The sequence below is a fragment of the Sulfuricaulis limicola genome, assembly GCF_002355735.1.
In the GTDB taxonomy this organism is placed as follows: Bacteria; Pseudomonadota; Gammaproteobacteria; order Acidiferrobacterales; family Sulfurifustaceae; genus Sulfuricaulis; species Sulfuricaulis limicola.
Genome location: NZ_AP014879.1, coordinates 2,019,900 through 2,035,229 on the forward strand (window position 1 = coordinate 2,019,900; position 15,330 = coordinate 2,035,229).

At 62.5% G+C, this 15,330-nt stretch carries 15 protein-coding genes; 12 read left to right on the forward strand and 3 right to left on the reverse strand.

Annotated features, from left to right (window positions below):
- From SCL_RS09635 to infA, 8 genes are all read left to right on the forward strand, one after another.
- Complete coding sequence (locus tag SCL_RS09635; protein WP_096361017.1) at window positions 1-711, forward strand: efflux RND transporter periplasmic adaptor subunit; 711 nt, start codon at window positions 1-3, stop codon at window positions 709-711.
- Window positions 708-3,779: an efflux RND transporter permease subunit gene (locus SCL_RS09640; protein WP_096361018.1), complete on the forward strand. Its 3,072-nt coding sequence runs from the start codon at window positions 708-710 to the stop codon at window positions 3,777-3,779. The genes SCL_RS09635 and SCL_RS09640 overlap by 4 nt, the downstream gene beginning before the upstream one ends.
- A complete protein-coding gene (locus SCL_RS09645) occupies window positions 3,776-5,092 on the forward strand; it encodes a TolC family outer membrane protein (RefSeq protein ID WP_096361019.1) in 1,317 nt (438 codons plus the stop codon). The genes SCL_RS09640 and SCL_RS09645 overlap by 4 nt, the downstream gene beginning before the upstream one ends.
- A 40-nt stretch (window positions 5,093-5,132) precedes the next feature.
- Window positions 5,133-6,293, forward strand: a complete 1,161-nt coding sequence (locus tag SCL_RS09650) for a GNAT family N-acetyltransferase (RefSeq protein ID WP_096361020.1) — start codon at window positions 5,133-5,135, stop codon at window positions 6,291-6,293.
- Between the two features lie 5 nt (window positions 6,294-6,298).
- A complete protein-coding gene (gene aat / locus SCL_RS09655; RefSeq protein ID WP_096361021.1) occupies window positions 6,299-7,033 on the forward strand; it encodes a leucyl/phenylalanyl-tRNA--protein transferase in 735 nt (244 codons plus the stop codon).
- Window positions 7,030-7,764: an arginyltransferase gene (locus SCL_RS09660; RefSeq protein ID WP_096361022.1), complete on the forward strand. Its 735-nt coding sequence runs from the start codon at window positions 7,030-7,032 to the stop codon at window positions 7,762-7,764. Before aat ends, SCL_RS09660 begins: the two co-directional genes overlap by 4 nt.
- A gap of 81 nt (window positions 7,765-7,845) precedes the next feature.
- Window positions 7,846-8,100, forward strand: coding sequence for a hypothetical protein (locus SCL_RS09665; RefSeq protein WP_096361023.1), 255 nt, complete (start codon window positions 7,846-7,848; stop codon window positions 8,098-8,100).
- A 104-nt stretch (window positions 8,101-8,204) separates the two neighbouring features.
- On the forward strand, window positions 8,205-8,423 hold the full coding sequence (gene infA, locus SCL_RS09670; RefSeq protein ID WP_096361024.1) for a translation initiation factor IF-1: 219 nt from the start codon (window positions 8,205-8,207) through the stop codon (window positions 8,421-8,423).
- A gap of 73 nt (window positions 8,424-8,496) precedes the next feature.
- Here infA and clpA read toward each other — a convergent pair whose 3' ends face one another.
- Together clpA and clpS are read right to left on the reverse strand one after the other, a co-directional pair.
- Window positions 8,497-10,761 carry an ATP-dependent Clp protease ATP-binding subunit ClpA gene (gene clpA / locus SCL_RS09675; protein WP_096361025.1) on the reverse strand — a complete coding sequence of 755 codons (2,265 nt, stop codon included), beginning with the start codon at window positions 10,759-10,761 and terminating at the stop codon, window positions 8,497-8,499.
- Between the two features lie 59 nt (window positions 10,762-10,820).
- Window positions 10,821-11,141 (reverse strand): ATP-dependent Clp protease adapter ClpS, encoded by a 321-nt coding sequence (gene clpS, locus SCL_RS09680; RefSeq protein ID WP_096361026.1) that lies wholly within the window; start codon window positions 11,139-11,141, stop codon window positions 10,821-10,823.
- A gap of 300 nt (window positions 11,142-11,441) precedes the next feature.
- Here clpS and SCL_RS09685 point away from each other — a divergent pair, with 300 nt between their 5' ends.
- A complete protein-coding gene (locus SCL_RS09685) occupies window positions 11,442-11,651 on the forward strand; it encodes a cold-shock protein (protein WP_096361027.1) in 210 nt (69 codons plus the stop codon).
- Between the two features lie 51 nt (window positions 11,652-11,702).
- Here SCL_RS09685 and icd read toward each other — a convergent pair whose 3' ends face one another.
- Window positions 11,703-12,959 (reverse strand): NADP-dependent isocitrate dehydrogenase, encoded by a 1,257-nt coding sequence (gene icd, locus SCL_RS09690; protein ID WP_096361028.1) that lies wholly within the window; start codon window positions 12,957-12,959, stop codon window positions 11,703-11,705.
- 84 nt (window positions 12,960-13,043) lie between these two features.
- Between icd and SCL_RS09695 the strand changes: the two genes are divergently transcribed.
- The 3 genes from SCL_RS09695 (at window position 13,044) to mnmA (ending at window position 15,262) form a co-directional block, all read left to right on the forward strand.
- Entirely contained in the window at window positions 13,044-13,586 is a 543-nt protein-coding gene (locus tag SCL_RS09695) for a pseudouridine synthase (RefSeq protein ID WP_096361029.1), read from the forward strand.
- A 126-nt stretch (window positions 13,587-13,712) separates the two neighbouring features.
- Window positions 13,713-14,165, forward strand: a complete 453-nt coding sequence (locus SCL_RS09700; RefSeq protein ID WP_096361030.1) for an NUDIX hydrolase — start codon at window positions 13,713-13,715, stop codon at window positions 14,163-14,165.
- Window positions 14,162-15,262: a tRNA 2-thiouridine(34) synthase MnmA gene (mnmA, locus tag SCL_RS09705; RefSeq protein WP_096361031.1), complete on the forward strand. Its 1,101-nt coding sequence runs from the start codon at window positions 14,162-14,164 to the stop codon at window positions 15,260-15,262. Before SCL_RS09700 ends, mnmA begins: the two co-directional genes overlap by 4 nt.
- Window positions 15,263-15,330: the final 68 nt, after the last annotated feature.

Consider the following 15,330-nt stretch of genomic DNA (forward strand, 5'->3'; position numbering starts at 1 on the left):
ATGAGCCGATCCCTGTTCCGGACCCTGCTGCTGGCGCTGCTCGTCGCCACGGCCGGGTGCGGGAAAAAAGCAGAACAGAAGCCGCCGGAGAATATCACCAACATCACCACCGCGCAGGTGGTGGCGCGCGACCTGCCGGTGACCGAAAGCGCGGTCGGTTCCGAAACCTGGGTCAGCCAGGCGGAAACCTACGATCCCACGCGCGACCTGGCGCGGCGTTTTTATATCCGCCTGCCGTTTCCGCTCGATATCGTGCGCCGTCTCCGGATCGGCGAGCCGGTCACGCTGACCAACTTCGAGGACGGCAAAAAAACCACCGGCGTCATCCGCGAGATCCGCCCGGCGCTCAGCACCATGACCCAGACCGTGGAAGTCATCGCCGAGGTAAGCAACCCGGCCGGCTGGCGGCCGGCGGGCAGCGTGCGCGGCGAAGTGACGCTCGAGATCCATCGCAACAAGCCGGTGGTGCCGGAACAGTCCATCGTGCTGCGGCCGGCGGGTGCCGTGGTGTATTCAATCTCGGACAATGTCGCGCATGCGCACCCGGTGAAAACCGGCATTCAACGCGATGGGCTGGTTGAAATTCTCGAAGGCGTCGAAGCCGGATGGACCGTCGCCGTCGATGGCGCTTCCCTGCTGAGCGACGACGCCAAGGTCAACGTGCGCAACGCGGTACCGGCGACAACCGGCCAGAAGGGCGATGTCCCGTGACGCTGCCTGAATTTTCCATCAAGCGCCATGTGTTCACCCTGATGGTGAGCCTGGTGCTGATCCTGTTCGGCATCATCGGATTCACGCGACTCGGGCTCGACCGTTTCCCCAAGATCGATTTCCCGGCGGTTACCGTCACCACGACAATGCAGGGCGCCGATCCCGATATTGTCGACAAGAACATCACCGACGTCATCGAAGAGGCCTGCAACCAGGTGCCGGGGGTGAAATCCATCATCTCGAACTCCTCGCTCGGCGCCTCGGTGGTCGGCATCGAATTCGAACTCGAGAAAAACCTCGATGTCGCCTATCAGGAGGTCAAGGCCAAAGTGGATGCCATCGTCAAGCGTCTGCCGGACGACGCCGACCCGCCGGTGGTGCGCAAGGTCGAAATCGGCGCCACCGCCGTGGTCTGGGTCGCGTTGCAGGGCGACCGCACGCTGCAACAGCTCAACACCTATGCCGACGAGGTCATCAAACCGAGGCTCGAGACCATCAACGGCGTGGGCGAAGTTCTGATCGGCGGCCAGATCAAGCGCACCATCCGTATCTGGCTCGACAACGAGCGCTTGCACGCCTTCAGCCTGTCGCCGCTCGACGTGCGCAACGCCTTTACCCGCGAACACATTTCGATTCCCGGCGGCTTCCTGCAGGGGCAGAACCGCGAGTTGCTGATCAAGTTCGACGCCGAATTCGAAACCGTCCGGGCCATGGACCGGCTGGTGGTGGCCTACCGCCAGGGGGCGCCGGTGTACCTGCGCGACGTGGCCAGGGTCGAAGACGGCATGGAAGACGCGCGCAAACTGGCACGCTACAACGGCAAACCCGCCGTCGGCCTCGGCATCGTCAAGAACAGCGGGGCGAACACCGTGGCGGTGGTCGATGCGGTCAAAAACCGCGTTGAGAAGGAAATCCGCCCATCGCTGCCTCCCGGACTTACGATCAGCTATTCCTCCGACGATTCGATCAGCATCCGTCAGTCCATCGATGCCCTGCTGGAGCATCTGTTGCTGGGTGCGCTGTTCGCCGCACTCATGGTGTTCCTGTTCCTCAAGAGCGGCCGCTCGACCATTATCATCGCCACCGCCATTCCGGTGTCGCTGTTCGCCACCTTCGCGGTCATGTACTTCGCGGACTACACCCTCAACAAGATCACCCTGCTCGGCCTGCTGCTGTTGATCGGCGTGGTGGTGGACGACGCCATCGTGGTGCTGGAAAACATCTTCCGCCATCGCGAAGAGGATCACGAGGCGGTCGAGAAGGCGGCCATCCAGGGTTCCAACCAGGTTATTTTTGCGGTGCTGGCTTCAACGCTGACGCTGGTGTCGATATTCCTGCCGGTGGCGTTCATCAGCGGCATCCTCGGACGCTTTCTCAGCTCGTTCGCGCTGGTGGTCACCATCGGCGTGCTGGCCTCGCTGTGGGTGTCGCTGACGCTCACACCCATGCTGTGCGCACGCTTCCTCACCCTGCCCGACTACAACAGCCGGCTCCACAGGGCGCTCGAAGGCGCCTACGGGCATCTGGAAAACGCCTATCGCGGCCTGCTGCGCCTGACCATCGCCAATCGCTGGAAGGTGATCGGCATCGCTTCGCTGGTGGTCGCCTCCAGCGCTTTTTTCTTCGCCCATGTGGGCAAGACCTTCGTGCCGGAAGAGGACGAGTCGCGCTTCATGATCAGCGCGAAGACTCCGCTTGGCTCCAACCTCGACTACACCTCCGCCAAGGTCGCCGAAATCGAGAAAATCCTGTCGCAGCGTCCCGAAGTGTACAGCTACTTTACCGCCATTGGCCTGGGTGACACCGGTCAGGTCAACTCCGGGCTGCTGTTCGTGCGGCTGCAGGAACGAGATCAGCGCAGGCTTTCGCAGTCGGAAGTGATGCGCGGACTGCGTCGCGACCTCAACGCCATCCCCGGTGTGCAGGTCTTTATCGCGCCCATCAGCTTCATTTCCGGACAACGCAGCGAGCCACTGCAGTTCGTCATTCAGGGCCCGGACCTCCTGAAGATCGATCAATTGTCGGATGAAATGGTGGCTCGCCTTGGCCGCATCGAAGGCATGGCCAAGCTCGACAAGGATCTCAAGCTCGATCTTCCGGAGGTGCGGCTCATCATCGACCGCGAACGCGCGGCACAGCTGGGCATCAGCGCCCAGGACGTGGCGCTCACGCTCAACACCATGTCCGGCGGCGTCGACATCGCCGAATTCAAGGACCGGAGCGAACGCTACGACATCCGCCTGCAGACCGAGCCGTCCAAGCGCGCCACGCTGGAAGATCTCAAGCGACTCTACGTGAAAAACAGGATGGGCGACCTGGTTCGCCTCGACTCGCTCACCAGGGTCGAGGAGGGCCTCGGCCCGGCCGTGATCACGCGGCGCAACCGCCAGTACGCCGGCTTCATCTACGGCAGCCTGGAAACCCTGCCGCTCGGCGCCGCCACCGAGGCGGTGAAAAAAATCGGCGCCGAGATCCTGCCGGCCGGATATTCCATCGCCTTCACCGGCCAGGCCGAGGAATTCGCCCGCACCGGCGGTTACGTGATGTTTGCCTTCGGCCTGGCGCTGGTCATGATCTACATGGTGCTGGCGAGCCAGTTCAATTCACTGCTGCAACCGCTCATGGTCATGGTGGCCCAGCCACTCGCCATCATCGGCGGCGTGGCGGCGCTGTGGCTGGCTTCGTTCTGGACTGAAGCCACGCTCAATATCTTCTCCATGATCGGCATGATCCTGTTGATGGGTCTGGTCGCCAAGAACTCCATATTGCTGGTGGATCTCACCAACCAGTATCGCGAGCAGGGCCGGAGCGTGAACGATGCCTTGAGCGAGGCCTGCCCGCACCGCATGCGACCGGTGCTGATCACTTCGCTCACGGTCATCGCCGCCATGACACCAGCGGTGATCGGACTCGGGCCGGGCGTGGAGAGCAACCGCCCGCTGGCGCTGGTCGTGGTCGGTGGCATGATCTCTTCCACCCTGTTGACGCTGGTGGTGGTGCCCGCGGTCTATTCGCTGGTGGAAAACTGGCGCGCGCGCCGCGCCACCACCCGAGGAGCGGCAAAATGAAACGACTCCTGTCCCTGCTGATTCTGCTCTCGATCGGCGCGCCGGCCGCGGCCGCGGATCTGCTCGACATCTACCACCAGGCCAGGATGAACGATCCCGCGTGGCGCGCGGCCCAAGCCGGACGTCTGGCGGGCATCGAAAAGGCCCCGCAGGGCCGCGCCCTGCTGTTGCCCACACTGGGGCTTTCCGCCGCCAGCTCCGAATCCGATCAGCAGGTGACCACGCCATCCGCGCAAAACAACTACCGTTACAGCACCGACAGCTACAACCTGCAGCTGACCCAGCCGCTGTACCGCAAACAAAACGCCGCCGCCTACGCACAGGGAATCGCGGGCGCCAATATCGCGGAACATGAATTCGAGCTCGCGCGCCAGGATCTGATCCTGCGCAGCACCCTTGCCTATTTCGACGTGCTGGCGGCGCAGGATGTGCTCGATTTCTCCGTGACCGAGAAGGAAGCCGTCGGTCGGCAATTGGCACTGGCCCGACGCAACTTCGCCGTCGGCAGCGCCACGCTGGTGGACGTGCACGAAGCGCAGGCCCGTTACGATCTCGTTGCAGCGCAACAGATTACCGCCGCCAACGACCTGGAAACGAGGAAAGAGGCGCTGCGGGCATTGATCGGATCGGCGCCCGCTGCGCTCGCGCGCCTCGAGTCCCGGCTCGAATTGCAGCCGCCCGACCCCGCCGACATGGAGCAGTGGGTACAGACGGCAACGGCGCACAGCCCGCGCATCAAGGCGCAACAGGAAACGCTCGAAATTGCGCGCCAGGAAGTGGAAAGAAACAGCGGCGGGCATTATCCCACGCTCGATCTCACCGCTTCGCGCAACTGGTCGGATGCCGGTGGCAGCATCCAGGGTTTTGCCATCGAATCCACGACGAACCAGATCGGCCTGCAGTTCCAGATGCCGCTGTACCAGGGTGGCGGCATTTCCTCGCGCGTGCGCGAAGCCGCGGCGCGGCTCGAGGAAACCAGCCAGCGCCTGGACCAGATCAGCCGTGAGGTCGCCCGGCGCGTACGCGAGGCCTATCTCGCCGTCATCAACGGCATGGCGCGCGTGCAGGCGCTTGAGCAGGCGCGCCTTTCCAACGAGCGCGCGCTGGAATCCACCGTGATCGGTTACGAGCGCGGCGTGCGCAACGGCGTGGACGTGCTCAACGCCCAGCGCGAGCTGTTCCGCACCCGGCGCGATCTGTCACAGGCACGTTACGACTATCTCATCAGCCGCCTGCGACTCAAGGATGTCGCCGGCGTATTGCAGGAACCGGACCTCGAGGACATCAACCGGCTGTTGGCACACAAACAGTAGGCCGTAAAACCCGAGGCGCGAGTCGCGTTACAATACGCGTATGCATATAAGTATCGTCGACCGCCTGGAGCATATCTCCGCCGCCGACTGGAACACCCTCGCCCTCGAGGATAATCCGTTTCTGCGTCATGAATTTCTCGCCGCGCTCGAGCACACCGGCTGTGTCAGCCCGAAAACCGGCTGGCAGCCGCAGCATCTCGTGGCGCATGAAGACGGACCGCTGCAGGGCCGGCTGCTGGGCGCGGCGCCCATGTACCTCAAGAACCATTCCTACGGCGAGTATGTCTTCGACTGGGCCTGGGCCAACGCCTATGCGCACGCTGGCGAAACCTATTACCCCAAGCTGGTGGTGGGAGTGCCATTCACGCCGGCCGCGGGTCCGCGACTGCTCGTGACGCCCGCGGCCGATGCCGTCGCCATCAAGACGCATCTGATACAGGCCGCGCTGCAGCACATGCAGGATACCGCCGCTTCCTCGCTGCACTGGCTGTTCGTGACCGAAGCGGACGCCAGCTTGCTGGAAACCGGCGGCCACCTGCTGCGCACCGGCTTTCAGTTCCATTGGTCCAATCCGGGCTACCGCGATTTCGACGATTTCCTCTCCGGTTTCACGGCCGAGAAGCGCAAGAAAATAAAACGCGAACGCCGCCATGTGCGGGAGGCCGGGATCGAAATGGAAGTATTGACCGGCGCCTCCATCAGTCCCGCGCATTGGGACCGGTTCCATGAATTCTATCTTTCCACCATTCATGCGCACGGCGCCTATGCCTATCTCACGCGCGATTTTTTTCACCGGCTGGGACAGACGCTGCCGGAACACGCGGTCCTGGTGCTGGCGCGCAAGGGAAATGAATATGTCGCCGGCGCCCTCAACCTGCGCGGCACGGACACGCTGTACGGCCGCTACTGGGGCTGCCGCGGAGAATTCCACAGCCTGCACTTCGAAACCTGTTACTACACCGCCATTGAATACGCCATTGCCCGGGGACTGCGCCGTTTCGAGGCCGGTGCCCAGGGTGGCCACAAGCTGGCGCGCGGCTTCACGCCGGTGGTGACGCACTCGGCGCACCGGCTCACGCATCCGAAATTCAACCGCGCCATCGCCGATTACCTGGCGCGGGAACGCCTTGATGTAAATGCCTGCGTGGATGAACTGAACGAGCATGTGCCGTTCAAAAAAGCAGCAGCCACGGAAAATTAGCTTTCATGTTCGTTCTCAAACCCGATTCGACCGACCTGCGCTTTCCCCCGGTGGAGCTGGCCTCGCCCGAGGGCCTGCTGGCCGTGGGCGGTGACCTGCGCGCGGAGCGGCTGCTGGAAGCCTACCGCCACGGCATTTTTCCCTGGTACAACCCGGGTCAGCCGATTCTGTGGTGGTCGCCCGATCCGCGCGCGGTACTGTTCCCGGCGAAGCTGCGGGTTTCGCGCAGCCTGGACAAGACGCTGCGCCGCGGGAAATTCGGGGTGACGCTCGACACCGCGTTCCGCGAGGTCATGGAGCAATGCGCCGCGCCGCGCAACCGGCGCGCCGGCCCCGGCACCTGGATCACGCCGGAGATGATCGAGGCTTATTGCGTGCTGCACCAGCGCGGCCTGGCGCATTCGGTGGAAGCGCGGCACGACGGGAAGCTCGTCGGCGGGCTCTACGGCGTCGCGCTCGGCGGCGCCTTCTTCGGCGAGTCCATGTTCACGCACGAAACCGACGCCTCCAAGGTGGCATTCGTGCAACTGGTGCGGCAACTGGCGGCGTGGGGTTTTGACTTCATCGACTGCCAGCTGCCCTCGGCGCATCTCACCAGTCTGGGCGCGGAAGAGATCCGCCGCCGCGAATTTCTGGAACGGCTGGAACAGGCGCTGCAACAGCCCGGCTGGCCGGGCCGCTGGCGCTTCGAGGCGGATCCGGCAATACTTACGGGGAGTCATACACCGGCCAGGCCATGACCAGCTCGCACAAACCGCCGGAAATTTTTCTCTCGATGCCGCACGCGTGCAGCTACCTGCCCGGACGCACCGCCACCTCGCTGTTCCTCGATCCGCGCCAACCGCTCGACAGCCGCCAGTACGCCGGATTCATGCGTCTCGGTTTCCGCCGTAGCGGTGATCTGGTCTACCGCCCGCACTGCCGTGACTGCAACGCCTGCATCCCGGTGCGCATCCCGGTGAATCGTTTCCGGCCTGATCGCGGTCAGCGGCGCGCGTGGAACCGCAATCAGGACCTGTCGGTGATCGCGCACCCGCCTGTTTTCCGGCAGGAGCACTTTGAGCTGTACCAGCGCTACCAGTCCGCGCGTCATCCTGGCGGCGGCATGGACGATCCCGATCCGCAGAAATACCTGAACTTCCTCGGCGCGCGACATATTCACACCGTCTTTTATGAATTCCGGCTGAACCGGAGACTCCTGGGTGTCGCCGTCACCGATATCCTTCCGGACGGACTCTCGGCGGTGTACACCTTCTTCGATCCGGACGAAAAACGGCGCGCCCTCGGTGTCCAGGCCGTGCTGTGGCAGATCGAACATGCCCGCGAGCGGCAGCTGCCGTGGCTCTATCTGGGATACTGGATCCGGGAATGTCCGAAAATGTCGTACAAGGGGCATTACCACCCGCTGGAGGCCTTTCTGCAGGGTCACTGGGTTCAGCTGGACAAGTTCCCGCGCACACTTGGCCCGTAGACAGCGTCCGCGCCACTGGCACGTCCATTGCATCCTACCGGGGGATAAAGCCGGACCCATCCGGCCGGGGTGCAAAATAACATGCTCAGCTTTCTTTACCGTCTCGTCGAGCACTATCATCGTGAGCACGGTCTCCATCCGAACCTGCTGTACCTGAGCCCGTGGCATTACCAGAGGCTGCTGGAGTCCCTCCCGGAGATGGAGGACCAGGAGGAGGTCTCCCGGTTCCTGATGATGCAGATCGTCATCAGCCCGGAGGCCGCGCATCCTTACGTGGCCTGGCTGCCGAGCGACATCGGCGCCGGCCTCGCCCGGCCGCGGGAACGCACGCTCTGACCTTGTTTCACGGCAGCGATCCGCCCCGGGTCGCACCCGAAACTGCTTTACGCCCACACGCGACTGCGGCATCATACGCCGCCAATTCATCCTCAGGATATCGCGTGGCGAAGGAAGAACACATTGAAATGGAAGGGACCATCGTCGAAACCCTTCCCAACACCCTGTTCCGGGTCAAGCTGGACAACGGACACGTGGTGACGGCGCATATCTCGGGCAAGATGCGCAAGAACTACATCCGCATCCTTACCGGTGACCGCGTCACCGTGCAACTCACCCCCTACGATCTCACCAAGGGCCGGATCACCTTCCGCGCCCGTTAGCTTCGCTTCTGTTTCCTGAATAAAAAACGCCGGCGCATTCGCATGCGCCGGCGTTGTTGTTGCTGCCGGAAAATCAGGCCGGGGTCTTGTCGGTCGCGGGGATGAAGTCGAATACCAGTCCCTTGTCGTCCGTGCTCACCTTGACGTGACCGCCTGAGGCCAGACTGCCGAAGAGCAACTCGTTGGCGAGCGGCTTCTTGACCTTCTCCTGGATCAACCGCGCCATCGGACGCGCGCCCATGGCCGGATCATGACCGTGTTTGGCGAGCCAGGCGCGCGCGGCGTTGTCGAGCTCGACCGTGACGTGCTTGTCCGCCAGCTGCGCTTCCAGCTCGAGGACGAACTTGTCCACCACATGCGCGATGGTCTGCTCGTCCAAAGGCTTGAACTGGATGGTCGCGTCCAGGCGATTGCGGAACTCCGGGCTGAACAGGCGCCGGATCTCCTGCAATTCGTCGCCGGCGTGATCCTGCTTGGTGAAGCCGATGCTGGACCGGCTCAGGCGCTCGGCGCCGGCGTTGGTCGTCATCACCAGGATGACGTTGCGGAAGTCCGCCTTGCGTCCATTGTTGTCCGTGAGCGTGCCGTGGTCCATGACCTGCAGCAGCAGGTTGAACACGTCCGGGTGCGCCTTCTCGATCTCGTCCATGAGCAGCACCGAATGCGGATGCTTGACGATGGCCTCGGTCAGCAGGCCGCCCTGGTCGAAACCGACGTAACCGGGCGGCGCGCCGATCAGGCGCGAGACGGTGTGCCGCTCCATGTACTCCGTCATGTCGAAGCGGATGAGTTCCAGGCCCATGATGCGAGCCAGTTGACGCGTGACCTCGGTCTTGCCGACGCCCGTGGGCCCGGCGAACAGATAGGAGCCGACCGGCTTTTCCGGATGGCCCAGGCCGGAACGCGACATCTTGATCGCGGTCGCCAGCGCCTCGATGGCGTCATCCTGGCCGAACACCACCATCTTGAGATCGCGCTCGAGTGTCTTGAGCGCCTCGCGGTCGGAGGTGGAAACCGTCTTGGGCGGGATGCGCGCGATCTTGGCGACGATGTCCTCGATGTCGTGCACGCCGATGGTTTTCTTGCGGCGGCTCGGCGGCAGCAGATGCTGGCTGGCGCCGGCCTCGTCGATCACGTCGATGGCCTTGTCCGGCAGGTGCCGGTCGTTGATGTAACGGTGCGCCAGCTCCACCGCGCTGCGCAACGCCTGCTGCGTGTAACGCACGCCGTGGTGGTTTTCAAAGCGGTTCTTCAGGCCGCGCAGGATCTCCACCGCCTCCTCGACCGAAGGCTCGGTGACATCGATCTTCTGGAAGCGGCGCGACAGCGCGCGATCCTTCTCGAAGATGTTGCGGTATTCCTGGTACGTGGTCGAGCCGATGCACTTGAGATCGCCCGAGGCCAGCACCGGCTTCAGGAGATTCGAGGCATCCATGGCTCCACCCGATGCCGCTCCGGCACCAATAATCGTATGGATCTCGTCGATGAACAACACCGCGTTGTCGTGCTTCTTGAGCTGGGACAGCACGGCCTTGAGACGCTTCTCGAAATCGCCGCGGTACTTGGTGCCCGCCAGCAGCGAACCCATGTCGAGCGCGTAGATGGTGCTGTGCATCAGCACGTCCGGCACCTCGCCATCCACGATCTTCTTGGCCAAGCCCTCGGCGATGGCGGTCTTGCCCACGCCGGCCTCGCCCACGTACAGCGGGTTGTTCTTGCGCCGGCGGCACAACACCTGGATGGTGCGCTCCACCTCGCGGCTGCGCCCGATCAGCGGATCGATCTTGCCGAGCCGCGCCTGTTCGTTGAGGTTGATGCAGAACACGTCGAGCGGGCTCTTTTCCGCGGCCGCGCCTTCCTCGTTGTTTTCCTCGGAGGCGGGAAGCTCGTTCTGGCTCTCGCCCGGCACCTTGGAAATACCGTGCGATACGTAGTTCACCACGTCGAAGCGGCTGATGTTCTGCTTGTGCAGGAAATACACGGCGTGCGATTCCTTCTCGCCGAAAATCGCTATCAGGACATTGGCGCCGGTGACTTCCTTCTTGCCCACGCCCTGGACATGCAGCACCGCGCGCTGGATCACGCGCTGGAAACCGATGGTCGGCTGGGTGTCGATCTTGCTGCCCGCGGCGAGCTTGGGCACGTTTTCCTCGAGGAAGGCGCTCAGGCTGCGGCGCAGTTCCTCGATGTTGCCGCCGCAGGCGCGCAGCACGCGCGCGGCGGAGGGATTGTCGAGCAACGCCGCCAGCAGATGCTCCACGGTGATGAACTCGTGGCGCTTTTCGCGGGCGCTCTGAAACGCGCTGTTCAGTGAAAATTCAAGTTCCTGGGACAACATGACACCGCCTCCGGGCACAGGCCCCTCATCAAAAATGTTCCCTTTTGAAAATCTTCCCCTTATTCCGGTTCCATGGTGCACTGCAACGGATGCTGGTGTTCCTGCGCAAATGCCAACACCTGACGCACCTTGGTTTCCGCAATCTCACGGATATAAATCCCGCAAACCCCGATACCCTTCTGATGCACATGCAGCATGATGCGGGTCGCGTCTTCCCTGTTCTTGGCGAAAAACCGTTCCAGAATAATTACGACGAACTCCATTGGAGTATAGTCGTCGTTCAGCAGGATGACTTTGTACAGCTGCGGCTTCTGGAGCCGGGGTTTCGCCTCCTGGACGATCGGACCGTCGAGATAATGCTGTTGAGGCTTGTCACTCATATCTATTAAAGGTTACACCAATTCACAGTGGAACCCGCGTCCCGTCTGGCGATTTCAAGTACATTGTGCGACCCGTCCCCGAAATTTCAACCCCTGGGAATGTGGCATGAAATTTGAGGTTCCTCCGGGGCTTTCGGGGTCGTCCGGCGTATCACACAGCGCCCCCGCCGGGGCTTGCTTGACTTGCCTCAAAAAAGAAGGATGATGGCTGAGCGCGCCTTTCTCAGGCACTTGCAGGAGGCGGGTGCGGTATCAGCAACCTGAAGGATAGCGGCGAGTGCCGCAGCAGGAGGGGGATGTATGCCACTAGGTACTGTGAAGTGGTTTAACGCCAGCAAGGGTTATGGATTCATCACACCCACAGATGGCGGCGATGATGTCTTCGCGCATTATTCCGCAATAGAAATGGAAGGGTACAAGACTCTCAAAGAGGGTCAGCAGGTCGAGTTTGAAGTTCAGGAAGGCCCCAAGGGCCCCCAGGCTTCCCACATACGTTCCCTATCCAAGTAATCGGCGTTATTACCGTTTAAAGTTTTACGACCCGGCCAAGCGCCGGGTTTTTTATTTCATGGAACCGATAATGGCATCGCCAAAACCCGAGCAACTCACCTGGGTGGCACCGGGCATGAGCCGCGCAAAATCGTAAGTGACCGTTCTGGCGGAAATCGCCCCTTCCATTCCTTTAAGGATCAGATCGGCCGCTTCCACCCAGCCCAGGTGACGCAGCATCATCTCGGCCGACAGGATCATGGAACCGGGGTTGACCATGTCCTTGCCGGCATACTTGGGCGCGGTGCCGTGCGTGGCCTCGAACATCGCCACGGTGTCGGACAGGTTCGCGCCCGGCGCAATGCCGATGCCGCCGACCTGCGCCGCCAGCGCGTCCGAGATGTAATCGCCGTTGAGATTGAGCGTGGCGATCACGCTGTATTCCGCCGGCCGCAGCAGGATTTGTTGCAGGAAGGCGTCGGCAATCACGTCCTTGATCACGATCTCCTTCCCGGTCTTCGGGTTGTTCAGGCGCATCCACGGGCCTTGGTCGATCAGCTGCGCGCCGAATTCACGCTGCGCCAGTTCGTAGCCCCAGCTCTTGAAACCGCCTTCGGTGAATTTCATGATGTTGCCCTTGTGCACCAGCGTCACGGAGGGCCGATCGTTGGCGATGGCGTACTGGATGGCGCGGCGCACCAGCCGTTCCGTGCCCTCGCGCGACACCGGCTTGATGCCGATGGCGGAGGTTTCCGGAAAGCGGATTTTCTTCACGCCCATTTCGCGCTGCAGGAAGGCGATCAGCTTTTGCGCCTCGGGCGAGCCGGACGGCCACTCGATGCCGGCGTAGATGTCTTCCGAGTTTTCGCGGAAGATCACCATGTCGGTTTTCTCCGGTTCCTTCACCGGACTCGGCACACCCTTGAAGTAACGCACCGGCCGCAGGCAGACATACAGATCGAGTTCCTGGCGCAACGACACGTTGAGCGAACGGATGCCGCCGCCCACCGGCGTTGTCAGCGGCCCCTTGATCGAGACGACATACTCCCTGACCGCCTGGAAGGTTTCCGCCGGCAGCCAGGTGTTGTTGCCGTAGGTCGCAACCGCTTTTTCGCCCGCGTACACTTCCATCCAGGCAATCGAACGCTTGCCGCCGTAGGCCCTGGTGACGGCCGCATCCACGACCTTGCGCATGACCGGGGTGATGTCGCGTCCGATGCCATCACCCTCGATAAAGGGAATGATCGGATTGTTCGGGACATTCAGCGAGTAATCCTTGTTGACCGAGATTTTTTCCCCGGCGGGGATCCTGATGTGCGTAAAAGCCATGATCTGCTCCGATAAAATTGCCGCGCATTCTATCACCAGAATCAGGCGGTGCGGGGAGTTGCGCTCCCGCGCTACACTCCCGCCATGCCGCGGCTGATTCTTTTCAACAAACCCTATGGCGTCCTGACGCAGTTCACCGACCCTGATGGACGCGAGACGCTGGCCTCCTACGTCAAAATTCCCGGCGTCTACCCCGCCGGCCGGCTGGACCGGGACAGCGAGGGGCTGCTGCTGCTCACCGATGACGGCAGGCTGCAACAACGCCTGTCTGATCCGCGCTTCAAACAGCCCAAGACCTACTGGGTGCAGGTCGAAGGCGAACCGGACGAGCCGTCGCTGGAGCAGCTGCGTCGTGGCGTAATACTCGACGGCAAACCCACGCAACCGGCGGAAGTGCGGCGCATGAAGGAGCCCGCCCTGTGGCCACGCAATCCGCCGATACGGTTCCGCCAGTCGATCCCGACCGCGTGGCTGGAAATCACGCTCACCGAAGGCCGCAACCGCCAGGTGCGGCGCATGACCGCAGCCGTGGGATTTCCGACGCTGCGTCTCGTGCGCTACGCCATCGGGCCGTACACGCTGGAGGGCCTGGCGCCCGGCGAATGGCGGGAAGTAAAAACGAATTGACAGGATTTACAGGATTAACAGGATTAAAATGCAAATCATGAAAACTGTTTGGCACACATTGCTTTGAAAAAATCCTGTAAATCCTGTTAATCCTGTCCATTATATTTTTGATGTTATGATTTTCCGATGATCTGGAAACCGAATGTCGTGGTCGCGGCGATTATCGAGCGCGAGGGAAAGTTCCTGCTGGTCGAGGAAAAGGCCGACGGCAAGCTCGTGCTCAACCAGCCGGCCGGCCATCTCGACGAGGGCGAGAGCCTGATGCAGGCCGTGGTGCGCGAAACGCTGGAAGAAACCGCCTGGCACTTCACCCCGGAGGCGTTGCTCGGCGTATACCGCTGGCCGCATCCGACCAAAGGCGTCACCTATCTGCGCTTCGCCTTCACGGGGCGCGTGACACGGCATGATGAGAGCCGCGCGCTCGACCATGACATCGTGCGCACGCTGTGGCTGAGCCCGGAGGAAATCCGCGCCGAGCGTGCGCGGCACCGCAGCCCGCAGGTCGAGCGCTGCCTGAGCGATTATCTCGCCGGCCGGCATTATCCGCTCGAAATCCTCGCAGAGTTCGAAGATCGATGAAAATCGTCGTCGGCATTTCCGGTGGCGTGGATTCGGCCGTGGCGGCGCTGCTCCTGAAGCAGCAGGGCCACGAAGTCACGGGCCTGTTCATGAAGAACTGGGAGGAGGACGACACCGCGGGTCATTGCGGCGCGGAAGAGGACCTGAAAATGGCGCAGCGGGTCTGCGACCACCTCGGCATCCCTCTCAGGACTGTCAACTTCTCCGCCGAATACTGGGACCGCGTGTTCAGTTACTTCCTGTCCGAATACCGCGCGGGCCGCACGCCCAACCCGGACGTGCTGTGCAACAAGGAAATCAAGTTCCGCGCGTTTCTGGAACACGCCATCACGCTCGGTGCCAAGCGTATCGCTACCGGCCATTACGCGCGCGTCGATAATCACGCCGGGCGCTTTCGTTTGCTGAAGGCGCGCGATGCCAACAAGGACCAGTCCTACTTTCTGTACCTGCTGGGACAGGAGGCCCTGGCGCGCACGCTTTTTCCCATCGGGGATCTGGCCAAAGCCGAAGTGCGGCGTCTCGCCCAGGAGGCGGGATTGCCGAATTACGATCGCCAGGACTCGACCGGCATCTGCTTCATCGGTGAACGCGACTTCAAATCCTTTCTCGCGCGCTATCTGCCGGCACAGCCGGGCGAAATGCGCACGCTCGCCGGCACGTACAAGGGAAAGCACGATGGCGTGATGTATTACACCATCGGCCAGCGTCACGGGCTCGGCATCGGCGGCGAAGGCGAGCCGTGGTACGTGGTCGGCAAGGATGTGGCCGGCAACATTCTTTATGTCGAACAGGGGGATCAGCACCCGGCTCTGTTCAGCGACGCGCTGATCGCCGGCCAGCTGCACTGGATCGGCGCCGAACCGCCGCGCCTCCCGCGGAAGCTGCGCGCCAAATCCCGTTACCGCCAGTCGGACCAGGACTGCACTGTCGATGCGCATGACAAGGGCCTGCGTGTGGCGTTCGATCAGCCACAGCGCGCCATCACGCCCGGGCAGTCGGTGGTGTTCTACGATGGCGATGAGTGCCTCGGCGGCGGAATCATCGAGGAAGCCATGCCCGCGGCGCGAGCTGTCGAGGCGCACTCGGCGCGGCGCTGACCCGGTATTTTCCCGGCTGTTCTGGTAAAATCCGCCGGCCCACACGGACCCCCAACCATCGCAGGCGC